General features: G+C 56.6%; 26 protein-coding genes. 5 read left to right on the plus strand and 21 right to left on the minus strand.

The features are described 5' to 3' along the window. On the minus strand, window positions 1-2,870 hold a 2,870-nt coding region (gene rgy, locus AC1HCZ_RS04420; protein WP_479462338.1), incomplete at its 3' end, for a reverse gyrase. Between the two features lie 164 nt (window positions 2,871-3,034). On the opposite strand from rgy, the gene AC1HCZ_RS04425 reads away from it, so the two are divergent. Both AC1HCZ_RS04425 and AC1HCZ_RS04430 read left to right on the plus strand, forming a co-directional pair. Beyond that, window positions 3,035-4,081, plus strand: a complete 1,047-nt coding sequence (locus AC1HCZ_RS04425) for a hypothetical protein (RefSeq protein ID WP_479462339.1) — start codon at window positions 3,035-3,037, stop codon at window positions 4,079-4,081. A gap of 70 nt (window positions 4,082-4,151) precedes the next feature. Further along, window positions 4,152-5,006 carry a hypothetical protein gene (locus tag AC1HCZ_RS04430; RefSeq protein WP_479462340.1) on the plus strand — a complete coding sequence of 285 codons (855 nt, stop codon included), beginning with the start codon at window positions 4,152-4,154 and terminating at the stop codon, window positions 5,004-5,006. A gap of 1 nt (window position 5,007) precedes the next feature. On the opposite strand, the gene AC1HCZ_RS04435 is transcribed toward AC1HCZ_RS04430, so the two are convergent. The 6 genes from AC1HCZ_RS04435 to AC1HCZ_RS04460 form a co-directional block, all read right to left on the minus strand. Next, a complete protein-coding gene (locus AC1HCZ_RS04435; protein WP_479462341.1) occupies window positions 5,008-7,011 on the minus strand; it encodes a hydantoinase/oxoprolinase family protein in 2,004 nt (667 codons plus the stop codon). Window positions 7,012-7,043: 32 nt separating this feature from the next. After that, window positions 7,044-8,369, minus strand: a complete 1,326-nt coding sequence (hemA, locus tag AC1HCZ_RS04440) for a glutamyl-tRNA reductase (RefSeq protein ID WP_479462342.1) — start codon at window positions 8,367-8,369, stop codon at window positions 7,044-7,046. Window positions 8,370-8,398: 29 nt separating this feature from the next. Next, window positions 8,399-9,250 (minus strand): hypothetical protein, encoded by an 852-nt coding sequence (locus tag AC1HCZ_RS04445; RefSeq protein ID WP_479462343.1) that lies wholly within the window; start codon window positions 9,248-9,250, stop codon window positions 8,399-8,401. Continuing rightward, window positions 9,247-9,870, minus strand: a complete 624-nt coding sequence (locus AC1HCZ_RS04450; protein ID WP_479462344.1) for a hypothetical protein — start codon at window positions 9,868-9,870, stop codon at window positions 9,247-9,249. The genes AC1HCZ_RS04445 and AC1HCZ_RS04450 overlap by 4 nt, the downstream gene beginning before the upstream one ends. A 74-nt stretch (window positions 9,871-9,944) precedes the next feature. Further along, window positions 9,945-10,220: an elongation factor 1-beta gene (locus tag AC1HCZ_RS04455; protein ID WP_479462345.1), complete on the minus strand. Its 276-nt coding sequence runs from the start codon at window positions 10,218-10,220 to the stop codon at window positions 9,945-9,947. Window positions 10,221-10,232: 12 nt separating this feature from the next. After that, window positions 10,233-10,427 (minus strand): zinc finger domain-containing protein, encoded by a 195-nt coding sequence (locus tag AC1HCZ_RS04460; protein ID WP_479462346.1) that lies wholly within the window; start codon window positions 10,425-10,427, stop codon window positions 10,233-10,235. A 50-nt stretch (window positions 10,428-10,477) separates the two neighbouring features. On the opposite strand from AC1HCZ_RS04460, the gene cyaB reads away from it, so the two are divergent. Further along, the gene (gene cyaB / locus AC1HCZ_RS04465; RefSeq protein WP_479462347.1) at window positions 10,478-11,017 is read left to right on the plus strand and encodes a class IV adenylate cyclase; all 540 of its coding nucleotides are present in this window, start codon (window positions 10,478-10,480) and stop codon (window positions 11,015-11,017) included. Here the strand turns inward: cyaB and AC1HCZ_RS04470 are convergent. The 12 genes from AC1HCZ_RS04470 to pyrE all read right to left on the minus strand — a co-directional run bounded on the left by AC1HCZ_RS04470 (window position 10,952) and on the right by pyrE (window position 17,753). Next, window positions 10,952-11,866, minus strand: a complete 915-nt coding sequence (locus AC1HCZ_RS04470) for a TIGR00269 family protein (protein WP_479462348.1) — start codon at window positions 11,864-11,866, stop codon at window positions 10,952-10,954. The genes cyaB and AC1HCZ_RS04470 overlap by 66 nt on opposite strands. Continuing rightward, window positions 11,863-12,120: a DUF211 domain-containing protein gene (locus AC1HCZ_RS04475; protein WP_479462349.1), complete on the minus strand. Its 258-nt coding sequence runs from the start codon at window positions 12,118-12,120 to the stop codon at window positions 11,863-11,865. Before AC1HCZ_RS04475 ends, AC1HCZ_RS04470 begins: the two co-directional genes overlap by 4 nt. Then, complete coding sequence (locus tag AC1HCZ_RS04480; protein ID WP_479462350.1) at window positions 12,108-12,650, minus strand: hydrogenase maturation protease; 543 nt, start codon at window positions 12,648-12,650, stop codon at window positions 12,108-12,110. The genes AC1HCZ_RS04475 and AC1HCZ_RS04480 overlap by 13 nt, the downstream gene beginning before the upstream one ends. Further along, window positions 12,647-13,078 (minus strand): hypothetical protein, encoded by a 432-nt coding sequence (locus tag AC1HCZ_RS04485; RefSeq protein ID WP_479462351.1) that lies wholly within the window; start codon window positions 13,076-13,078, stop codon window positions 12,647-12,649. The genes AC1HCZ_RS04480 and AC1HCZ_RS04485 overlap by 4 nt, the downstream gene beginning before the upstream one ends. Continuing rightward, window positions 13,075-13,287, minus strand: a complete 213-nt coding sequence (locus AC1HCZ_RS04490) for a hypothetical protein (protein ID WP_479462352.1) — start codon at window positions 13,285-13,287, stop codon at window positions 13,075-13,077. Before AC1HCZ_RS04490 ends, AC1HCZ_RS04485 begins: the two co-directional genes overlap by 4 nt. Window positions 13,288-13,327: 40 nt before the next feature. Beyond that, on the minus strand, window positions 13,328-13,552 hold the full coding sequence (locus tag AC1HCZ_RS04495; protein ID WP_479462353.1) for a hypothetical protein: 225 nt from the start codon (window positions 13,550-13,552) through the stop codon (window positions 13,328-13,330). Between the two features lie 38 nt (window positions 13,553-13,590). Beyond that, window positions 13,591-14,169, minus strand: coding sequence for a DUF1028 domain-containing protein (locus tag AC1HCZ_RS04500; RefSeq protein WP_479462354.1), 579 nt, complete (start codon window positions 14,167-14,169; stop codon window positions 13,591-13,593). Window positions 14,170-14,262: 93 nt separating this feature from the next. Beyond that, window positions 14,263-14,706, minus strand: a complete 444-nt coding sequence (locus AC1HCZ_RS04505; RefSeq protein ID WP_479462355.1) for a hypothetical protein — start codon at window positions 14,704-14,706, stop codon at window positions 14,263-14,265. A 16-nt stretch (window positions 14,707-14,722) separates the two neighbouring features. Next, window positions 14,723-15,289 carry an MBL fold metallo-hydrolase gene (locus tag AC1HCZ_RS04510; RefSeq protein WP_479462356.1) on the minus strand — a complete coding sequence of 189 codons (567 nt, stop codon included), beginning with the start codon at window positions 15,287-15,289 and terminating at the stop codon, window positions 14,723-14,725. Then, window positions 15,286-16,071, minus strand: a complete 786-nt coding sequence (locus AC1HCZ_RS04515; RefSeq protein WP_479462357.1) for a CBS domain-containing protein — start codon at window positions 16,069-16,071, stop codon at window positions 15,286-15,288. Before AC1HCZ_RS04515 ends, AC1HCZ_RS04510 begins: the two co-directional genes overlap by 4 nt. 24 nt (window positions 16,072-16,095) lie before the next feature. Continuing rightward, on the minus strand, window positions 16,096-17,079 hold the full coding sequence (locus AC1HCZ_RS04520; protein ID WP_479462358.1) for a methylenetetrahydrofolate reductase C-terminal domain-containing protein: 984 nt from the start codon (window positions 17,077-17,079) through the stop codon (window positions 16,096-16,098). Beyond that, window positions 17,076-17,753, minus strand: coding sequence for an orotate phosphoribosyltransferase (gene pyrE, locus AC1HCZ_RS04525; protein WP_479462359.1), 678 nt, complete (start codon window positions 17,751-17,753; stop codon window positions 17,076-17,078). The genes AC1HCZ_RS04520 and pyrE overlap by 4 nt, the downstream gene beginning before the upstream one ends. A gap of 52 nt (window positions 17,754-17,805) precedes the next feature. Between pyrE and AC1HCZ_RS04530 the strand changes: the two genes are divergently transcribed. Beyond that, entirely contained in the window at window positions 17,806-18,246 is a 441-nt protein-coding gene (locus tag AC1HCZ_RS04530; protein WP_479462360.1) for an Lrp/AsnC family transcriptional regulator, read from the plus strand. On the opposite strand, the gene AC1HCZ_RS04535 is transcribed toward AC1HCZ_RS04530, so the two are convergent. Further along, window positions 18,230-18,514 (minus strand): hypothetical protein, encoded by a 285-nt coding sequence (locus tag AC1HCZ_RS04535; RefSeq protein WP_479462361.1) that lies wholly within the window; start codon window positions 18,512-18,514, stop codon window positions 18,230-18,232. The two genes, AC1HCZ_RS04530 and AC1HCZ_RS04535, sit on opposite strands and share 17 nt — an antisense overlap. Window positions 18,515-18,578: 64 nt before the next feature. Here AC1HCZ_RS04535 and AC1HCZ_RS04540 point away from each other — a divergent pair, with 64 nt between their 5' ends. Then, entirely contained in the window at window positions 18,579-20,117 is a 1,539-nt protein-coding gene (locus tag AC1HCZ_RS04540; RefSeq protein WP_479462362.1) for a P-loop domain-containing protein, read from the plus strand. Between the two features lie 83 nt (window positions 20,118-20,200). Here the strand turns inward: AC1HCZ_RS04540 and hypE are convergent, their stop codons facing one another. After that, a complete protein-coding gene (gene hypE / locus AC1HCZ_RS04545; RefSeq protein ID WP_479462363.1) occupies window positions 20,201-21,214 on the minus strand; it encodes a hydrogenase expression/formation protein HypE in 1,014 nt (337 codons plus the stop codon). Between the last annotated feature and the right edge of the window lies 1 nt (window position 21,215).

Here is a 21,215-nt window from a genome sequence, read left to right on the forward strand (position 1 = left end):
AAGAGGTCTTGGGCTATCCTCATGGTCTTTGAAGGGTCCAAGCCCAGCTTGGAGGCGTCCTCGAGCATGGTGTCGGTCGTGTAGGGGGGCAAGGGCTTTAGCTCCTCCACGGACTCCTCTACCTTGACTATCTTGACCTTTCTATCTACTGATAGTTTCTTTGAGAAGTGACTCACCTCGTCCTCCGAGAACTCGATTTCACGGCCGTCGAACTTTATTATATAGAACTTCTTCTTAGATATGATGTACTCCTCGTACCTCTGGATTACCCACCCTAGCACGGGCGTCTGCACCCTCCCCGCCGACAAGTTCCTTGTTAGCGGACAACCAAGCAGCCTCCTATTCAACTCCTTGGACATTTCACATAGTTTCGGCCATAGTTCGAACCACAGCTTAGGACTGAGCGTGAAGCCCGTCAGCCTGTCCTCCGCTCTCCTGACCATCTGGGACCACACGTAGCCTATATCGAACTCCCTTGGGTTGTTCAACGCATTCAAGATAGCCTTCTTTGTTATCTCATGAAACTCGGCTCTCCTTATTTTATTTGCGAAGGGAGATATCAAGTTCTTCACGTCCCAACCAATCTTCTCACCTTCCGTGTCGGGGTCCGTTCCGATTAGAACCTCATCCGCTTCTTGCGCTAACTCCCTTAATCCGTCTATTACTTCCTTGGAATCTTTTATGAAGGGCGAACCGCACCTGGGGCACTCGCGGACGTCTTCGGAGAACTGGTACCCACAGACGGCGCACCGCTTTATGGAGCTCAACACCTCCTCCGGCACGTCCTTTACCCTTATGCCGAAGAATATACAAGGCTCCTCGTCACAAACGTCCGCCTCCTCCACCAAGTCGCAGACGTGGCCCCCGCTGGCGGCGACGTACAAGAGCTTGTCCCCGAGGGTTACCTCGTAGACCCTTACGCCCTTCACTTGCCTCACGCTCGGACGCCCGAAGAAGCTCGTTATGGTCCTCGCCTTGTTGGGTGACTCAACTATCATCAATACGGTCTTCATTAAGTCTTGGACCTCCTCAACCTTGAGCTCCCCCTTTATAACCTTCAGAACCCTTTTCCTGTCATCATCTATCTTCTCGAGGAGTTCGTTCAAGTTGAGGGACTCGAACTCCTCCCACCTTTCTATTACCCACGCCAGCCTCTTCTTTAGGCCTCTAAAGAGGGGCTCTGAGTCTACCAACACTACGGACAAACCTTTGGTTACGCCTCCTGCGTAAAGCCTAGAGGTCCTCCCAGAAGCCTGCAAGTAAGTTGCCGCGTCTGGAACCAAGACGTATAAGGAGTCCTCCTCCACTACGTCAACTTCGCCGGACTCCTTAAGTTTATCAATGAAGTCCGTTTTCTCTATTATTTCTTTCAGCTTGTTATAAGCTTCCATGAAGTCCCTAGCGGCCGGGGTGTCGGCCTTGCCCTCCTTTAGGGCCTCCTCCACCTCCCGCAGCCCCGCGGGTCCCAGCCTCTGGAGCCACTTGCGGAGCCTTGCGTGGAGGGGGGCGCAGTCCTCGAAGAACTTGACGGCTAAGGAGCACAGACGGTAAATGGTCGTTGGCGTTGGATCCTCCAGCTTCAGCTTGAACTTGAACCGGGGCACGCCGACGAAGACCGCGTATCGCACCACGTGGGGCAAGTCAATGCCCCTCACCAACACCCCGTAGTGGGTGGCAACGCCCACCAATACCTCTACCTTCCCTTCTTCAAAATCTTTAATTACGTCGGTCTTTTCAGAGGTCGCCACCTCTGCGGTCACCCCGGCGGACCTCAAGGCCTTTGCCACCTCCTCGGCGCCTTTCGTTCCGAGGTCCGCCGGCACGAAGACCAACCCGCCCTTGCCCAGCTTTTTTACTACCTCCACGAAGTCGGCCGAGCGGGAGTAGGAGTCCACAACGTTCCTCAGCCCTTCCCCCACCCCTCCCGGGGTGAAGCCCAACAAGCTGGTGAACAGCCTTACCCTGTTCCCCCTCGCTTTCCCTGTGGCCGAGCTAACTATCAAGTTCCCCCTAACTTTCTTCTTTAAGGAGTCTAACTCTTCCTCCAGTTCCTTTATTTCCTTTAACAACTGGTACCTCTTCTGTAAGTCTTGAGTCTTGCTCAGCACCCGCGCCTTCCGGGAGAGCTCCGCGTCTACCTCCTCTAACCTTTTAATGTCAAGTTCGTCGAGACCCAATACCATTAATATCCTGTCCACGTTTCTGGGACTCTTCAACACGGAATCGACGTCGTCTACGAAAACGAACCCGAACTCGTATTTTTTTAGCAAATCTAAGTTGTTTATTAGAAATCTAGAAGTAGTTATAAGGACGTCAAAGTCTCCCGAGGCTAGCCTTTCCTTCATCTCCTTCTTTTGTGAGGGACTCATCTTAGAGTGGAAGTAAACCACGCGGACGCCGAAAGCCTCTGCAAAGGCGGATATTTTTTTAAACATCATGTCCACGAGGGGCGTGGTCGGGACTACTACGTAGCTCTTCTTCTTTTTCTTATAACTTAAGTATACGGATAGGAGGGCGCCCAAGGTGCTCTTGCCCATCCCCGTAGGAGCTACTATGGAGAAGCTCTCCCCCCTCAAGGCCCTTAGGGCCCAGGCCCTCTGGGCGCTCCACATGGAGGCCCCCAGCGCTTCCCGGAAGGCTTTCTCCAAGGCCCCCAGCTCTTCCTGGAGCTTCAAGCTCTCCCCTAAGGGGCCGCCCAGCTCCGCCAACCTCTTTCGCACTGAGGGCGACCACCTCTTCGAGGGGTCGAGCTTTAGGTCCTCGAGCCTCGCCGCCCTTAAGCACTTGTCACAAGGCAGTCCTAAAGCCAAGTTGACGTCTTCTATCTCCCCTCCGCACGAGGGGCAAGAGCGTCGGTAGGAAGCGTACAAACCTTCGGCCCCGCGGCGGCGTACCCGCTTTAAGGGTTTTTCAAAAGGACGCGGCGTCGTTCAAGAGCAACTGCGACGTGTAGGGAGCGTAAAGGTAGGCAGCGGGTCTGGGCGTAGTTATTTTTATCCCCCTTTCAGCTTAGAAACGTCCGGGGAGGAGGAAGATGTTAGTAATACCGTTAAGCCCTGAACTCTGGACGCCCAAAAGGTTCAAAGAAGTGATTGCCGCCGCCCAAGGGAAGCTTAGCAACATCAGGGGCTTCCTAGAGTTCTACCGAGACCTCCTAGTAAACGCGGACGAGCCCTACAGCAAGGGAGTCAGGCTCTCAGATATGTTGGGCGGAATGACTCACGTTGATAGGTTAGGCGACAAGTATCCAAGCCTCAAGAACTTCGGCATGACCGATCTCTTGTACTACTTAAGGGTCCTCGAAGCTTTCAACGTGCTGGAGGTCATCTCCTACGACGAGGTGCCCAGCAGGCTTACCAGCTTGGCAGTTAGAAGAACTCCAGTGAGCCAGTTCGTTTACGAAGTCCTCAAGGACGACCCCTCCGCGGCCTTGATGTTCAGCTTCTATGTCAACTTGATGGTGACTACGCCGGCCAGGCACACTATGTTCGGCGTCACCCAAGTGAGCAGCTTGAGTCAACTGGCCTTGCTCGACAAGTTCAAGGAGGCCAGCCCGTACAACCTGTTGCTTGCCAGACAAGTGCTGAACAGAACTCCGGCGATAGAGGGCGTCGAGGGGAGGCCTTGGTACGAGCCCGTCAGCGACTTGAGCTTGATGATGACTTTTCTCGGAATACTTCAAGTTATAAAGATAAGGCCGAGCCCCAACAAGCTGGCCGGTATAAGGAACTTGAGCAAGATAAAGAGACAAATAATAAACATGCTCGAGGGCTTCGGCGACTACATAATACCTAGGGGTACCTTGTTGCTAGAGTTCGAGTACTTGATAACTGGCAGAACAAAGGACGAGTACTGGAACTACGACTTCAGCGACCAGGTAGGAAACGCCAAGGACATAACTTGGTTCAAGAGCAAGCTGTCCAGCAGGGCTTACACCGCTTTGGAGAAGCTCTACTACGCCATCAAGGACAAGTTGGATTCCTTAGATAACGAAACTAAGACGTTCTTCAAGGAGTTGGGTTATCCGCCCAAGGAGTTAATGGAAAAGGAGACGCAGCCCGCAGAGGCGCTCGCCGAATGAGGGCCTTTCCGGCGCGTCCAATCTCGTAGATTTTTTCGTCCCCCCTTTGCTCCACCCGTAGGGAAAAGTGGTGTACGGCGCGTTCTTCCTCATAGGACTGATAAACTCCCTAGCGGCCAACGGCGATTTGGTAGTCGCCTCACAAGGCCCCTTGCTGTACTTGCTCAACGCGAGCAGCGGCCTCACGGCCGCCCAGTTTAACCTAGGCGAGAACGTGACCTGCGTAACCGCGCTACCCCAAGGCTTCTTGGCGAGTACCTCTGCAGACAACTTGACTCACTTAGTCCTAGTGATTAACAACACCTACTACCCTGTGGAAGACATAGTCATAGGCAACGAGAGCTATCCCTCATTAACGGGCACGTCGCTCGGCTGCGCTTACTATAACGGCACAGTCGTGTTGACGGTTCGCGACGAGAAGGGCCTCGAAGCTTACTTCTTCAAGCTGAACGGCACTAGTATGATCTTGGTCAAGGAGATGAAGGCCCCCGCCCCCGAGGTAAAGGGAGGCGAGGCGTTGCTGTTCTACGGCAACGAGGGCCTCTACTTATACGAGAACGGGGCCGCGAGGCTCCTAACTAACGTCAGCGTCGCCGACGCGGACTACTCCGGAGGCATAGTGTTCTACATTCACAACGGTACTTTGAAGGCCTTCAGCGTCGCGGGCAACGTTACGGTGTTCGCTTGGACGCCGGAGAAGGGCAAGGCTTGCGCGGTCGTCGCCCTCTCTCCCGACAAAGCGATAGTCGGGCTCCGCGGGACCAACATGGGCATTGTGTTGATCGAGAATGGGGCTACCAAGGTGGCGGTCGGCGTAGCCGACGTGTACAGCTTAGCTAAGGGAGGAGGCTACGTCGCGGCCGCCACGGCCGGTAGCTTGGGCAAGGGCGTTGCCACGGTTCCCTTGGAGTGGTTCCTCAAGTGAGTTAAGTCCCTTTTTTGAGCAATAAGCTCCCGTCCCCCAAGGCCTTGGCTCTCCAGCCCGGGGGCACTAGCGTCACGGAGTCGTAGTCAACTATGAGGGCCGGTCCCTTCACCTCCCCCTCGCCGAACCTCCTATAGGCCCTCGCCTCCTTCCAGCCCCGTCCCAAGAACCAAGCCTCTCCGTCCCAGAGGGGCTCCGGCCCCGTGGGGGGAACCTTGACCCTCACCTTCGGCGACTTGTGGATAGCGTAGACCCTCGCGGTCTCCACTATAACTTCCGAATCCAGAGTAAAGCCGTACCTCTTCACGTGTTCTTCCTCGAAAGCTTTCTTCACGGCGTTGGAAGAGTAGGGCTTGGGCACTGGCACCTCCACGGTCCACCCTTGGCCCTCGTAGCGCACTTCGGCGGTCCTCAACACCTCGTCAGGCTCCATCGAAGCCGCCTTCATCCTCGAGACTGCTACGCCCTCAAGCTCGGAGTAGGCGGACTCCAAGTCGTCTTCCACGGAAGCGTTGAGGGTCCTGGAGGCGCTGTAGACCGCGTCTGCGAAGAGCATGCCAACGGCTGTGAAGACCCCCGCTCCAGGAGGCACGAGGACCTCCCTCATCCCCAAGAACTCCGCCAGTTCGGGGCCGTGGAGGGGCCCCATGCCCCCGTATGCGATCATGATTAAGCCGGAGGGGTCTATCCCCCTCTCGACGGTCACAACCCTTACCACTCTGGCCATCTCCTCCGTGATGGCCTCTATCACAGCGGCGGCCACCTCTAAGGGCTCGGCTGAGAGCCTCCGGGCGAGTTCGGAGTAGGCCTCGAGGGCCAAGTCCCTCTTGAGCCTCAGTCCGGTGGGGAGCTCTTCGGGCAACCTACCCAACAAGAGGTCAGCGTCCGTCACCGTAGGCCTCCTCCCGCCCTTGCCGTAACACGCAGGCCCTGGGTCGGCGCCCGCCGACTCGGGCCCCACTCGGAGGACCCCTCCCTCCTCCCAAGCCACAGTGCCCCCACCCGCGGAGACCTCGGCCACGTCCACGAAGGGGTACCTAACCGGGTAGCCGGAACCCCTTACCACCCTGCCGGCGTGGACCCTCCCGCCGACCTCGTACTCGTGAACCAAGGCAGGCCGGCCTCTTACCACCACGCTCGCCTTGGCGGTCGTGCCGCCCATGTCGAAGGCCAAGGCCTCTTCCACCCCCAGCTCGGCCGCGTAAGCGGCTGCCCCGACGACCCCTCCCGCCGGCCCGCTCTCGATCAGCTGGCCTGGCCTCGCCTTCGCCTCCTCCTCGTCCACCAGCCCCCCAGAGCTGGCCACCACCATGAGCGGAGCCCTTATTCCGAGTTCGTCCAACCCCTTGCGGAACTTGAGGAGGTACGAGCTGACCACGGGCTTTAGGGCGGCATTTATTATGGTCGTACTGGACCTCTCGTACTCCCTCATCTCCATTACTGACTCATGGGAAGTTACGACCTCGAAGCCCAATTTGCGTAACACGTCCCTAGCTTTGGCTTCGTTGTGTGGGTTGGAGTAGCTGTGTAGAAAGCAGACCGCCACCGTCCCCCGGAGCTTCTGGGCGAGGGAGGCCAGCTCAGCTTCGTCGACCTCCTTCAAGACCTTCCCGTCCCAAGAGGTCCTCTCCTCTACCCCGAAGCGCAGCTCCGGGGGGACCAAGGGCTTGGGCCTCCTCCCGGCGAAGTCGTAGAGGGCCGGCCTGGACTGTCGCGCTATTTCTATAACGTCCTCGAAACCCTTGGTGGTCACCAAGCTGACCTCGCCTAGTTTCAAGCCCTCTTGTCCGAGCAACGCGTTCGTGGCTATCGTGGTGGCGTGGACTATTATACCAACTTCTTCGGGTTTGACCCCGGCCTTGCGGAGGAACTCCCTCACCGCGGCTAAGGCGCCCCTCTCGGGCGCCTTCGGTGTGGAAAGCACCTTGACCCTTTCATATCCCTTAGGACCCACGGCGAAAAGGTCAGTGAACGTGCCGCCGACGTCCACGGCTACTCTCCACAAGGGGCGCGCCCGTTCGCCGGCGCTCGCGGAGGTTAAAGCTCGAGCTTCTTCTCTAGCGCTTGTCCCGTCCCGTTGTAGTCATATATTACTTCTATGTTATTTAGGGACTCCTTCAAGTCGAAGATCTCTGCAACTATCCTCAGCGTGATCAGATCTCCCCTCTTAGCGGCCTCTCTTACCTTTAGAATTACATCCTTCAAGACCTTCCTTATTAGGGACGAGGTCATCTTGTCGAGGACCTCCACGTAGTCTTGGGGCACTTTTACCATTGCCCTCGAGAGCTCGTTTATTCTCACTTGTTCTACCTTTTCCATCAACTCCTTTAGGAGTTTGTCGGCCAGGACCCTCTGGGCGTAATTTACGAACTTGTTCAACTCGGATTCTATTATTTCTTCTGCTTTCTTTATTTCCGACTTCCTCTTCTCCAGCCCTCTGTTAGCCACTTCCGCGACGGCCAAGATGTCCTTGTATATTACGTAGGGGTTCATGGAGACGCCGGGGTCCACGGCGGGGGGCTCGGAGATGTCCACTATTACTAACCTCCTCTTCACGTCGGACAGCATATCCCTCGTTATCACTTTGCTCCCCCCTCCGATGGCCACCACTGCGGCGTCTACCTCTCTCAACAGCCGGGGGAGCTCTTCCAAGGGGTAGGCCTCTCCGCCCACCTCCTCGGCCAGCTCCTTTGCCCTCTCTAACGTTCTGTTCGCTATAATTATTTTTGCTCCTCTCTTCGCCGCGTTTACTGCTATTACCCTCCCGGCCATCCCGGCGCCGACCACCAACACCTTCTTCCCCTCTAACCCGATTAACTCATCCAAGAGCTTTACTGATGCTGACGGTAGCCCTATGCTGCCCTTCCCCAGAGCCGTCTCTGTCCTGACCCTCTTGCCGACCCTTACGGCGTTCTCGAAGGTCAACTTCAATGACTTACCCATGTACCCTTCTCTGGCGGCGAACTCCGCTGCTTCCCTCACTTGCCTCAGTATGTCCGGCTCCCCCAAGACCATGGACTCCAGGCCCGCGGCGACGCGGAACAAGTGCCTGACGGCGTCGGTGCCGTAGTGCACGACGAACTTCTCGTCCGGTATCGGCTCTCCCGCTCGCACCTCAATGAGGCTCTTGATCGATTCTATCGTGGCCTTTTTGTTTGTCGTTATGGCGTACACCTCCACCCTGTTACAAGTCTGGAGGAGGACCACCTCCCTCACGGCCGGTATCCTGCTGATCGCCGAGTAGGCTGCCAGCGGGTTCGGGAACTGCGCCTTTTCGACTAGCTCCTTCCCCGACGCTTTGTAGTTTATCCCTACCATCACTAAGTCGTCTACGAAGAGAGGTACTCTGACTACGGCGGGCACCGACTGGTCGCCGCTCGAGCTTTAGTGCACTAATTAATAGGGTTTTCTGTAAAATAGATAGACCTCATCTCCCGGAAACGAACCTTGAACCAACGCTCCTCCACGGGGTAAAGCTCGTAGAGGTCCTTCCTCTTGGCCTCCAAGAGCCTCTCTTCCACTCCCAGCGCGTCGGAGTAGGCCTTCACTGGCCCCAAGGCCTCTCTCCAAGAGGCCTCCCTCGCCGGGTGGTGGTCCACCACAGCTGAGGGGAAGGACTTTACGAACTCTCTGAAACCCTCGAGGTCGAACTCTTTCTTTAAGTACAGAGGGGGACCGTCAGCCACGAGCTCCTCAGCTCCTTGGGAGGAGGCCCATTCCCTGGCGGTCTTGTCACCTCCCTCTATGTCTGAGGTGAACAACACCTTCCCCACCCTAGCGGCCACGACGTATCCTAACTTGGGCTCTCCGTGAACCAGCGGAGGGGAGAAGGAGAGGTCGAACTCCTCGAACTCCCTCCCGTCTGCGACCAATACGCGGACTTTTATTTTCATCCTCTCTAATGTCTTTAAGAACTTGTGGGCCCTTATCTTCTGGCTCACGTTTATGTTGTTTTTAGGATCTTTGATGAACAATACCTTACCGTCGTAAACTGAGTAATCGTAGAGCCAGCCGGGGTTGTAGTGGTCTCTGTGGTAGTGCGTTATTACTATCGCCTCGCTCCTCTCTACAGCTTTAACTATCCTTTCGGCGGCCTCCTTCAGTGCCTCCCACTCCAAGGGGTGTGGGGGAAGGCCGAAGCGCCTCGGGGCCAACGAGGCGGACGGATCAATTACTATTCTCCCCACTCTGAGGGCCATGCTCCTAACTCCCAAGGTTTCTGAAGCTAAGGGCTCCCAGTTCACTCCTCCACCTCCAGAGAGGGTAAGTCCAGCGAGACCTTAGATTTGAGCTTAGACGCCACCTTGAGGGACAGCTTCAGAACCCTCAAGGCCTCCAGGAGCTCCGGGTCCTCGTAGCCCTCCTCAATAACTTCTTGTGCGAGCTTCGCGACTAGGGGGAGGGTCTCGAACGCGAAACTCTTGAACCATTTCTTGTCCGAGGCGCTCAGCCTTTTCTTAGAGAGGAGGAGCTTGAGCTTCCCCTTCACCTCTTCCAGCCCCAAGGCGGCCGCTTGGACCTTCAGCATCACCAGCTTGGGGTCCTCCAATTCGTCCTCCTCTTCCAAGGCCTCCCTTACGGCGTCCTCCTCTACGAACTTCCACCAGTGTTGGTTTCCGGACTTGTAGGTAGTCTCTATTATTCCATACTCCTTCTCTAACTTGGATAAGAGCAAGGAGGGCTTGTACTCGACTCCCATTAACTTCAAAGTTTTTACGAGTCCTTTGTAGTCGAAGTCTCCCAGGGTGTTCTTGCCCTCCGCCCTGTACTTGTCAGTAACTTGGAGGGCAGCCTTGAGCACGAGGGCCGCCCTCTCGCCGTACTCCTCCAAGAACTCCCTTACGCGTGCGAGGGCTAAGCTCATCGGGCGGCCCCTAAGAGACAGGGGGCCACGAACCTAATATAGGGAAGTACTCGTTTCGGTGATATCAAAAAGCGTTAGTAGCTCATCCTGTGTACCGTTTCTATCTCTATTTCACTCACGCCCTCTACGCCCTTCAACACTTCCTCCAGCTTCTCGGTACCTCCTTCCGTCTCTTCAGGCATGGCTACATAGATCTTCAACAAGTTTAGACCGAAGGCCACGGGGACCTTCTGGTATTGGAGCAGTTCGTACCCCTCGGGCAAGCTCTTCTTTATGTTTTCAACCATCTCTTCCAAGTTCCTCTCCACGCTGTCCGGGTAAACCTTCGCTACGACCAATACTTTTACCATCGTTACCACCCCTTAAGGTCCTTCGAAGCCGCAGCGAGGGCACCTATAGGGTTTGCTCTGTTTCCTACACTTGGGGCAACGCCAGATGATCACTTCTCCGCAGTTGGGGCACCGGAAGTGAACGCCCACTTCCTTCTCTAAGGGCACTACCAACCTTCCGCAGCTAGTACATACGGGCGGCTTGGCAAAGGAGCTCTCGGAGGCCACTCCTCTCTCACCCCCTCCGCGCCCAAAAGGCTAAATTATAAAGGATGAAGGTGGGGGCGGCGACGGGCTTGGAGCTCGAGGTCAAGCTCCGCGTTAGGGACCCCGAGCGGACAAGAGAGGTGCTCCGGAGGATCGCCGAGTTCTTAAGCGAGGATGAAGAAGAGGACACTTACTTCAACTTTGACTGTTCCGGCGGGTGTTGTAGGGACTTCGCCCGAACGGACGAGGCTGTCCGGTTGAGGAGAAGAGGGGACCGCTGCCTCCTGACCTACAAGGGCCCCAAGAAGGTGGTCGGGGGCGTGAAGGGGAGGGAAGAGATAGAGACCGAGGTCGGCAGCTGCGAGAAGGTGAAGGCCTTCTTAGAAAAGCTCTGCTTGAAGCCGGTAGCTGTTGTAAGGAAAAAAAGGGAGTACTGGAAGGCAAAGGGTGCCATCATCACTCTGGACTACGTCGAGGGCTTAGGACACTTCGTCGAGATAGAGTCAGAAGGGGCGAGCCCGGAGGAGCTCAAGGAGCTGGCGGGATTATTCCCCGACGCCGAGGTCGTCGAGAAAACTTACTTGGAGATGGTCCTCGAGTCTGGGCACTGAGGCGCCGACCTCCTCTGCCAGCTCACAGACCTTGCAGACCCTCCTGTTGGGTGAGGTCGGGAAGCCGCAGCGCTCGCAATAGCTGAAGCGCCTCTCCGGCGCGCCCAAGCCCTCGAACCGCTCCCTCCACTTGAGGAGCGTCCCCGGGCGCTCCCTCTCGTACTCGAAGAGCTCTTCCCTTAGCCTCCCCCTCAGGGAGGGCCTGGTCACCATGTACGGGCACTCCTCGGTCTGGAATGGGAGCTTCTTTATGTACGCGTACACGGCTACTTCCCTCTCGTAAACTCTCCTCAACGGCTTTACCCTGCTCTTCGAGTTAAGCCTCAAGAGGTCGTCCCAAGAGCCCCTCAACAAGTTCAAGAGGGCTGTGTGGGCTTCGTCGTCCAAGGTGTGTCCCGTCGCCACCACGGCGCCCAGCCTCCTAGCGAGGAGCTCGAGGGCCCTCCTGCGGAAGACGCCGCAGTAAGTACAAGGGCTGAGCCTCCCCTTGGACACCATCTCTTCTAAGCTCTTCCCGAAGAGCTCCTTAAAGGTGACTGTAATGTGCCTTATACCCAGTTTTTCGGCAAATTTCTTGGCAACCAGAGCTTCCTTCACTCTGTACCCTCCCGGCGCCCCCTCTACTACGGTCACGGCCACCAAGTCTTTTGGGTCCCGGAGCTTGGCCACCACATCCATTAGCACCAACGAGTCCTTCCCGCCCGACACGGCTAGCAAGAGTTTGGAGTTTACCCCCTCTAACTCCTCCTCGGCCCTCTCGACCACGCTCTGCACGAAGTGCTCCTCACACAGCGGCCTTCCGGTGTAGTCCCTCGCTACGGCCCTCTTGTCACAGACCGCGCACTTCATGGCTCGGCCTCTGCTTCGTCTATCGAGTGTATCACTACGCCCAACCTCTCGAAGGCCTCCATAACCTTGTCAAAATCTATGTTGTCACCCTCTATCGTTATGGTCATGGTTATGCTCCCGACGTCAACCTCGTCCACCCTTATGGAGACCTTACTCACCCCTTCGACGTCCGCCAGCTCTTTGGAGACGTCGACTATGTTGGGTCCCTTTATCGGTTTCACCGCGTCCAAAACGACCTTTGTCAAACGACCCAACGCGCCTCGACAGAGGACTCCTCACAACTCCTAATTAGGTCGAGCCGAAGGTCTTTCAAGTCGAACGGGGGGAAGCCTTCCTTTTGCAGGAGCTTGTTCGTAAGCTCCGCGGCCCTCAAGGCCCTTTCCAAGGCGGCTTCGCTGGGCTTACACATGAAGCACAGGCTTTCGGGCTTGAAAGCGACGAAGTATGCCTTCCCGTTGAAGAGCCCCGACTTCCTGGCTAGGACTGCCAGCGCCACGGGCCCGGCCTTGTGACTGTCTTGTACCATCGCCCTCGCCTCTTCCAGTTCTGCCCTCTCGGCCTCTATGAGGAATACCTCTACGTCATCTACGTCCGGAGAGGCATCGACGAACACCACTAGGTCGTAGCCCTCTAAGAAGCCCAGCAAGCCTAAGCCCATGTCGTCTCCGTCCTTCACCTCAACCGGCTCGCGGGCCCTCTTAGCCAAGGCCTCCGCGAGGCAGCTGCCCACCGCGTCGTCGCCGAGGTTCCTGTTCCCGAGCCCCAGCACCAGAGCCCTCTTCATCCCAGTACCTCCTCCAGCGCCCTCTCCCAGTCACCACAAGGGGGCTCGCACTCGAGAACCCTTATTCTCTTTAAGTACTCAGGGGCGAACACCCGGAGCCCGTCTATCAGTGCGTCCACGTCCAGCCAGCCGGTGAGGGTGGCTTGAGCCAGCTTGGAGAGGGCGTAGAGGTCCTCGACCCTCAGCTCCTCCGGCCTCCAGACGTAAAAGCCCGGCGCCCTCCCCCTCTTCTTAACTCCTATGAGTAGGACTTCTTCTGGCTCCTTGCTCCTGAGCAAGTCGGCGAACGCCATGGCGTCTACGGAGGCGTCCACTACCTCTACTCCCATTTTTTCCAGCTTATCCTTCATAGGTCCCTCGAATATTATGTGTAACTTCAAGGAGTCCTCGCAAGCAGTCGAGGAAATGTAACCCAGGAGCCTCTTCAACGCCCTTTTCCGCTAAGGGCCTTCTTTATGGCGTTAATCAAGTCTTTCTCGTCTTCCACTCCCAGAGCCTTGGCGATTGCCAAGGCCTTGGAGTCTAGGTCAGAGGCATCTTTAAAAGAATATATCTTTTCTAGTTCTTCTATGGGGAGCACGACCTCCTTCAAGGTTGCCTCGATTTCCTTCTTTATAAAAGATAGGAAGAAGCTCACACTCCCCACCAAAAAAGCCTCAACCCGGGCAGTTAAATCCTTACCCGTTGTAGAGAGGGCTGTACTTTATCAGCTGTTCGAGCTGAGCCTTCAACGTCTGAACTTGTGCCTTCATAGAGTCTAAGTTCTTACTGAGCAGTTCGACTTGCTTCTCTACTTGGTTTATTTGAGTGTTCATGGATCCTATCATTATTATTGACAGTATCAAGGTAGCGGCTGTCACGGCGAAAGCTACTATAACTAAGTCCGCCGTTCCCCTCTTCACCTCTGGACCACCCGATGCGTGATAGGTCTCTCTCGGAGTTAATAAAGGGGCGTGGGCGCCACCAGTCGAGACCACAAGCTGGAGACGGGCGACTCTGACCTCAAGACTTCTTCGAACAAACTGAAGTTGCCCAAGTAGACTAGGGCGGCGCTCTTTGAGCCGGAGCGGTTGCCCCCATAAGCTTCGGCCAGGCGCGCTACCTCGAACACCGCCTTGAGTACGTCTTCCGAGCTCGGCGAGCAAGAAGACATCAAGACCTTGGTACTGGCCAAGCCGTTGCCTATGCAGTACAACTCCAACCTTCCGAACCTCTTCTTAATAAACCCCTTGGCCGGCAGAGTCCCCACTCCTGTGAAGTTCTGCACCTCTCCTCTCCGGGGGACGACTATCGCTTGGCGGTACCCCGCTAAAGGGTCCTTCAGTATCACCTCCAGCGCCCCTTCGGGGTCGTCGATCCTTTCGTAGGCCATCCTCGCGAGCTCCCTTGAAGAGTAGCCTTGGACCACGACCACTCCCTTAGGGCCCCACCACAGGGCCCTCCTGCCTACCCCCGGGGAGGGGGAAACGGTCAAGGAAGCCAGCTCGTCCCCTTTGCGCGCTACTACGGTGTAGGTCATCTCAGCCCCCACGCAGCTTTAGACTTGGAGCGGAAGTTGAGCGCGAAAGGGAAGTGAAACGGGGGTGTAAGCGGGAAAAGACCGGAGTGTTCCTCAAGCGTGAGCCACTTGCTTCTTCGCCTTGATGGCCTCTTTGAGCTTCCTCTCGACCTCTAGGGCCGTCTTCCGTATCAACTCTTGGTGCCTAACCGCTATGTGCGGTTCGGCGTGATTGGTGTGGATCACAGAGTTGCAAGCCTTACAGTAGTTGTTCTCGACCAAGGGTTCTATCTCCATTATGTAGGGCCAAGCCAGCTTCATGAGTTTAACAACTAGAACGGGCCTCCCCTTGCTCATGAGCTGGTAGGCGGTGCTCTTCAGCTGGGTCTTGTTTATCCCGTACTTTTTAGCGGCTTTGCTGGGGGACGTGTTGAGGACTAGGTATTCGTAGAGCGCTTGGAGGACGTTCTTCTTGTTCGCTAGCGCCTTCAGCGCTAAGTACTCCAGCACAGCTCGGCGCTCCTTTGCGAGCTTGGCTCTCTGCTCTGCGATGCTCAAGTCGGCCACCGTATGACTATTGTCTCCCCCTCTTTAAAAGTTTTTCGATTATAAGTTGCGGCTCTCCGGGCTCTATTAGGGCAACTGTCGCTTTTTCCCCTCCAAAATCAATTTTCCAAGACCCGATTGCTCTAACCCTCTTGAACCTCCTACACTCGTTCCTAACTTCTTCCATTCCTTCTAGGGGGAGATTGGTGTGGGGGCTCCAAACAGCTATTGGCACGGCAACCTTAAACTTAGACATCTTCAAGGTTTTGCAAAATTCTTTGGCATCCATATACCACCCGCCCCCTGCGGGGGCGAGCAAGACGTCAGCCTCGGCGACGAAGGCGCCCTTCGCTCCCCCGGCGTATACGACCCTCGTCTCCCCTACCACCACCTCGTAGCCGGTCACGGGTCCCCTCAGCCCTTCGAACTCCACCGGCCTCCACGAGAAGGGCCCGCGGGAGCCGGCCCCCGAGGGCCTTGAGAACCGGGGAGGGGAGCCCGTGAAGAGCCCCTCCCCCGACTCCGGCTCGAAGGCCAGGACCTCGCCCTCGAACACTATATAGGTCTCGAGCCCCTTCCCTAATACCACAATCATAGCTTGGACAACACCTCTAGCGCCCCTCTTACCATGTTCTTCTCGGTGACTATTGAGTCAGGCTCCTTCCTCCCGACCAAGAGGGCGTCCTCGTTCTTGGACACCATTATTGCGGCGGCCAGCGATATCGGCGCCTCCGGGGGCAAGACCTCCGTCCTCTTCACCGCGTCGTCGGCGGGGGCGGAGAGTCCGTCCTCCAATGCTTTCTTCACCAAGTCGAACATTGACAGTACGCCGACCACCTTGCCTTCCTTACTCATAACCAAATGTTTGGACCACAGTTCCATCATCAACTCTAACACTTCTCTAACCGACGATCCTGCCAGAACGTAGGTGCTTATGGGAGAGGCCACGTTCGCCACGGCTTCTATGGAGGGCACGACTGAAAGGAACTTAACCACGTCCTTCTCGCTCAGTATGCCCTTTACCACGTCCATATCGTTAGTTATTACTATCGAACCCACCCCGCTCTCCAGCATCAGTTCTACCGCCTTGTACAGCGAGACGTCTTCGCTGACCTTCACTGGCTGGTCGTTCATCCAGTCCACCACACTCTCTTCCTCTAGCCCCTCCTTCCCCTTCTTGAGCAAGGCGTCGGCCACGTCCCTTATGCCGACTAACCCGATAACCCTGTCCTCCGTGTCAGTCACTGGCAAATGCCTTATCTTGAACCTTATCATGAGGTTGGCGGCGTCGAGCAAGCTGTCAGCCGGCAGTACCTTGATGACCGGCTTGGAAGCGTAGTCCATCACCTTAATGTAGTGCCTCGGATGCCACTCCAAGACGTCACCCGACTGCCCTTCAGATTAAAGCCTCAAAAGCTCTAGGAAGCGCTCGAGCAAGTCCGGCCTGCCGGGGGCCATCAAGTGTACTCCGGGGAGCTCTGAGGAATAGCTTTCTTCATATATCTCTAATGATCTTTTCAACACGATTTCGTCCGCCTTGCCGTCCCTCTTTGCCCTCACGAGCTCTTCGTAGAACTCCCTCGCGTCCACCCCTCTCTCGATCAACGCTTTTACTACTTTCCTAGAGGTGGTGAGCAAGATGCTGGGTACGGTGGGGATGGGGTACTTCTTTATCTTGTTTAGCACCCCCTTATTGAACACGGGCTGGGTCTGGGCGAACTGAGCCCCGGCGCGGGCCTTCCTCAACAGCCTCTTCTCTTCGTAGGCGAAGTAGGGGTTGGAGGCCACTCCGACAGAGAGCTTCACCTCCTTCACCTCCCTCCCTTCCCAGTCCACTCCCCTCCTCAATGCTTGTACCAAGCAGACCAGCCTCACGGCGTCCAAGTCGAAAGCCGAGTTCGGGGCCCAGTCGCCCGTCAAGGCTAGGACGTTATTGACCCCAGAGGCGTCGAGCGCGAGCAAGGAAGACGTAAGAGCCTCTCTGGTCCTCCCCCTGCACGTGAGCTGGGCTATTACTTCCTTCTCCTTGGATGCCAACCACGCCGAGGCCCAGACGGAGTCCAAGTGCGGCAAGCCCAGGGGGTTGTCGGTGACGTTCAATGCGTCTACCCCCCACTCTAGCGCCCTCTTCAGCTCCTCCGGCCTCCAAGGCTCCACCTCTGCGGAGACCGCGAAGTCTTCAAGCTTCTTAACGTACGGGGAGGGCTCCACCTCCGTCACTTCGCAGCCCACTTTGAACCCTGGGTCCAACAAAGGTTTCAAGTAATCCGAGCTCTTTAACTTCTTAAAGGCGTCGACGAAGGGGCACTTGAAGTCGTCTACCTCACAGAGTTCTCCCCTAACCCCCCCGCAAGGGCCGTTGATCATCCTCTTCGGACACCTCACCCGCACCTCAATCCCCTCAACACTTGGTTCAACGTCAGAAGCCTGACGAACTCTACGTCCCTCTTCTCTATTTCCTCAGAGCTCCCTTCCTCTCTGTCCAGCAAGGCGGCCGCCAAGACCGGTTCGGCTCCGAGCTCGTTCAGGGCATCTATGGTCTTCGCCAAACTGTTGCCCGTGGTGGTCACGTCGTCCACGACCACAACCTTCTGCCCGGGTTCTACGCCCTCTACCAGCCTCATCTGCCCGTGCTCCTTCCTCTTGGGCCTCGCGTAGCCCATGGGCCAACCCAAGGTAACTGACAAGTGGGCGGCCAGCGGTATGCCGCCCGTGGCCACCCCCACTATGGTGGCATACTCAACCTTAGATCTTATTAATGATGACATGAGAAGTGCCGCCAGCCTGGCCAACTTGGGGAAGCTCCAAAGCTTCCTCATGTCTACGTAAACGTCGCTACGCTTTCCGGAGGAGAGCACGAAGGTACCCCTCTTCACCAGCCCGCTCTCCTGAATCCTCCTCGCTAAGTAAGATTTTATGTAACACTTTCCGAAGTTCAACACAGCCATGGGATCTTGGGCGGCCTCCAGCAACGCTTCCGCGTCCAGCGTGGCGCCCGTCCACGGCAACTCTGCGAAGGACGCTATCGTGAAGGCCTCCATATAACTCTTCAGTCTCACGAGGCTCTCCCGAGGGCCGGAGCTGAAGGGGATTATGAGGGGCCATAAGGATTTGGACGAACTAGACTATAAGATCTTGTCCTTGCTGATGGAAAATGCCCGCAAGGGGGTTAGGGAGATCGCCAGAGAGCTCAACGTCTCCCCCGCCACCGTTCACAACCGCTTGAAGAGGATGATGAAAAGGGGTATAATAAAGGGGTTCGTCCCCTTGGTGGACTTTTCCGTGCTGGGGTACCAAGTTACTGCCATAATAATGTTAAGCGTTGAAGGTTCCAAGCTCAGAGAGCTGGAAGAGGAACTAAAAAATATAAAAAATGTAATTGCAATATACGACATAACTGGGGACTACGACGTACTGCTTATAGCTAAATTTAAGGACGTAAAGGCGCTAGACTTCTTCGTGAAGGACTTGCTCGAAAGGAAGGAAATTAAGAAGAGCGTTACGCACATAGCTTTTAGCGTCGTTAAGGAAGACTTCAGGGTTCCTCCTTAGGGCTCTCCTCGCGCCCCTCCCGGTAGATGTTCCACACCACCCTCACTCCCCCACACTTGGGACAAGGCCCTTCAACCATTCCCACGAAGTCCCCTTCCCTCCACTCCCTCTTCTCCTCGTAGCCGCAGTTCGGACACTTGACGACTGTTACGTACTTCTTTTCCTCTCCTCCCTTCTTATTTAAAATAAATGCAGCGGCAAGGGCAGTCATCACGCCAGCCACCGTGGCGGCGCCCATGAGGGCCAGTAGGTATAAGTCATCGTTCAAGACGTTCCCCCCGCTTAGGGGCCGTCGAAATTAATAACCCTACAACGTCGAGCGGGATCAAGGGATGGACTTAGAGAAAATCTTAGCGAAGATTGACGGAAGGGGGTACAAGGCGTACAAAGAGCTCAAAGGGATTCGCTTCTCCGTAGGGCGTCTCACGTTCGAGGTGACTAGGGTACAAGGGGACCCCTTCGCGCCCCCCAGCGTGGTGAGGGCGGAGGCCCGGACGGTGTGCGACCTCTCCTTGCCGACAGAAGATTACTTCCTAAGGAAGTTGTACGTTGCGCTGAGGGAGCACAGTGCCCGGATGGGAGAGGGAAAGAGCGGCCTCTTGGCGGTCCCCAAGCCCTCCAACGCAATCTTAAAGAGGAGCTCAGTTAAGTGTTCTGGTAACAAAATAGAGTTCAAGGTCTGGGTTGGCTTACCTTCCAAGGGAAGGAGGGTTTCGGCCCACCGCGCCTCCGAACTGCTCTTGAGGAGGCTGCCCAAGGCCGTTGAAGAGGCCCTCTCGAGGAGGGAGGGCTTAGAAAAGTGGAAAAGGGTCTGGAGGACTCAGCAAGAAATAAGGAAAAAGATGGCGGAGGAGGGGCTAGTGGCGTTCGTGGCCGACGGGAGCGTCTTGCCCAGGAAGTGCGGCGAGTGCGAGGAGCCCTTGGAAGGAGCAGTACCCTTCGAGAGCCCTCCGAGCTTGAGGGTGGAGCTCGAGACGAGCGAGGGGATCGTGAGGGGTATGGGGCTTCGGAAGGGAATAACCTCCGTCACGGGCCCAGCGTTCCACGGCAAGACTACCCTAATAGAGGCCTTGGCCAAGGGAGTTTGGGACCACATACCGGGCGATGGAAGGGAGTTCGTGTTAAGCGATAGGAATGCTTTCTATGTGAGGTCGGAGGACGGAAGAAGGGTGGTGGGCACAGACGTTTCCACGTTCATAAAGCTCGAGGGCTCGGAATCGTTCTTCACGGAGGACGCCTCCGGAGCCACCAGCGCTGCGGCTACCTTCCAAGAGGCCGTTGAAGCAGGTTCCAAGGTGTTAATAATAGATGAAGACTACACGGCCACGAACTTCCTTCATTTCGACGAGAGGCTGAACGAAATATACGATATAAAGACAGTAGAGGCACTGACGGAAAAGTTGGACAGCTTGAGGAAGTTCGGCTTGGACTTGATATTGGTCTCCGGCGGCTCGGCCCCCGCGGTGGCGCGCGCAGACGTTGTATTATACATGAAGAACTACAAACCGTACGACGTCACTGAGGCGGCCAAGAGGATAGAGGTTAGGGTGCGGCCCAGCGACTACTCGCCTCCAAGGGAAAGGACCCTCCGCCGCCCTGCCGCCGAGAAGGTGAGGGTCAGGGGACCTTGGCTTGAGAGCAAGTCTTGGAGGGTCCCGCTCAAGCTAGAGGCGAACGTCCATTTGGAGGAGGAGGGTCAACTGAAGTTCCTCGCCAAGCTCTTGGAGAGGCCGTTCTTCGGCAAGCTGAGGGAACTCCGCGCGCCGGACCCGTGGGACGTCTGCCCCGGCCCGGAGTGTTCGGAGGTGAGGGCCTTGGACCTCGCATTCGCCCTCAACAGGGCCCCGGACCTCGAGGCAGTCTCACGATAGGGCGATGAGGAGGCTTGGCCGGCAGAGAGCTCCCCGTAGGAGTGATGACGGGTTACGGGCCCTGAGCCCCGCGTTCGAGGCGCTCAACAAATCCTAGGCACCAGCTCCCCGCTCGGCTTTTCCAAGAGCCTCAGCCCGCCCACGGGGGTGCGAGATATCACGTACCCCGGCTTCCCCTCCCTTAGCTCCCCTATTATGGCGGCTTGCTCGAAGCCCGCTTCCCTCAAGACCTCCAGAGCCTCCTCTGCCCTCTCTCCCTTGACCACGAAGACCGCTTGCCCCTCGCTGGCCAGGGCGAGGGGCTCCACTCCCAACATTTCCGCGTACTCCTTGACAGCCTTCCTCATCGGTATCTTGCTCTCCTCGACGTAGACAGTAGTCTTGCTCCTCTCGGCGAGCTCGTTGAGAGCCATAGCCAGCCCCCCTCTGGTCGGGTCTTTGGCCGCCTTCAAGTCATCCCCCAATACGTCCTTTAACGCCTTCACCGCCGGCCACACGGGCCTCACGTCGCTCTTCAACGTCTTCACTTGTAGGCCGAACTGGAGGGCGAGTATAGTCGCCCCGTGGTCCCCCACCGGCCCGGTGACCAATACCTTGTCCCCTGGCTCTCCCCTGTCCAAGGTCAGCAAGGGGCCTTCGGCAACGCCTAACCCCACTGTTGAGATCACTATCTTGTCCACGCTTCCCTTGGGCATGACCTTGGTGTCGCCTCCAAGCAACGCTACATTGAGGGAGTTTGCGACTTCCGACATGGACTTCAATACGGCTTTCAAGTCACTCAGCTTGAACCCCTCTTCGAGTATTATTGCGTCCATCAGCGCCTTCGGCTCGGCGCCCATCACCGCCACGTCGTTAAGCGAGCCGGTGGCGGCGAGCTTGCCTATGTCTCCTCCCGGAAAGAAGGGCGGGTTGACTGTGTAGCTGTCGACCGAAACTACCAAGTACTTGTTGTCCCCTATGGGTATGGCGGCCCCGTCCTCCAAGTCGTCGAGGCCGACGCTCCCCAGGCTCCTTATTTTAAACAAAGGGAGTATAAAATTCTTGATGAACTCTTCAGTCTCCCTCCCTCCGCCCCCCACCGCTAAGGTTACGCTCAAG

The organism is Ignicoccus sp., from assembly GCF_056435145.1.

Coding starts and splice junctions, on each gene's coding strand:
- AC1HCZ_RS04540 (WP_479462362.1), top strand. CDS start 18,579: ATGGACTTAGAGAAAATCTTAGCGAAGATTGACGGAAGGGGGTACAAG.
- AC1HCZ_RS04455 (WP_479462345.1), bottom strand. CDS start 10,220: ATGGTAAAAGTATTGGTCGTAGCGAAGGTTTACCCGGACAGCGTGGAG.
- AC1HCZ_RS04480 (WP_479462350.1), bottom strand. CDS start 12,650: ATGAAGAGGGCTCTGGTGCTGGGGCTCGGGAACAGGAACCTCGGCGAC.
- AC1HCZ_RS04425 (WP_479462339.1), top strand. CDS start 3,035: ATGTTAGTAATACCGTTAAGCCCTGAACTCTGGACGCCCAAAAGGTTC.
- AC1HCZ_RS04500 (WP_479462354.1), bottom strand. CDS start 14,169: ATGACCTACACCGTAGTAGCGCGCAAAGGGGACGAGCTGGCTTCCTTG.
- AC1HCZ_RS04510 (WP_479462356.1), bottom strand. CDS start 15,289: ATGATTGTGGTATTAGGGAAGGGGCTCGAGACCTATATAGTGTTCGAG.
- AC1HCZ_RS04470 (WP_479462348.1), bottom strand. CDS start 11,866: ATGAAGTGCGCGGTCTGTGACAAGAGGGCCGTAGCGAGGGACTACACC.
- AC1HCZ_RS04450 (WP_479462344.1), bottom strand. CDS start 9,870: ATGAGCTTAGCCCTCGCACGCGTAAGGGAGTTCTTGGAGGAGTACGGC.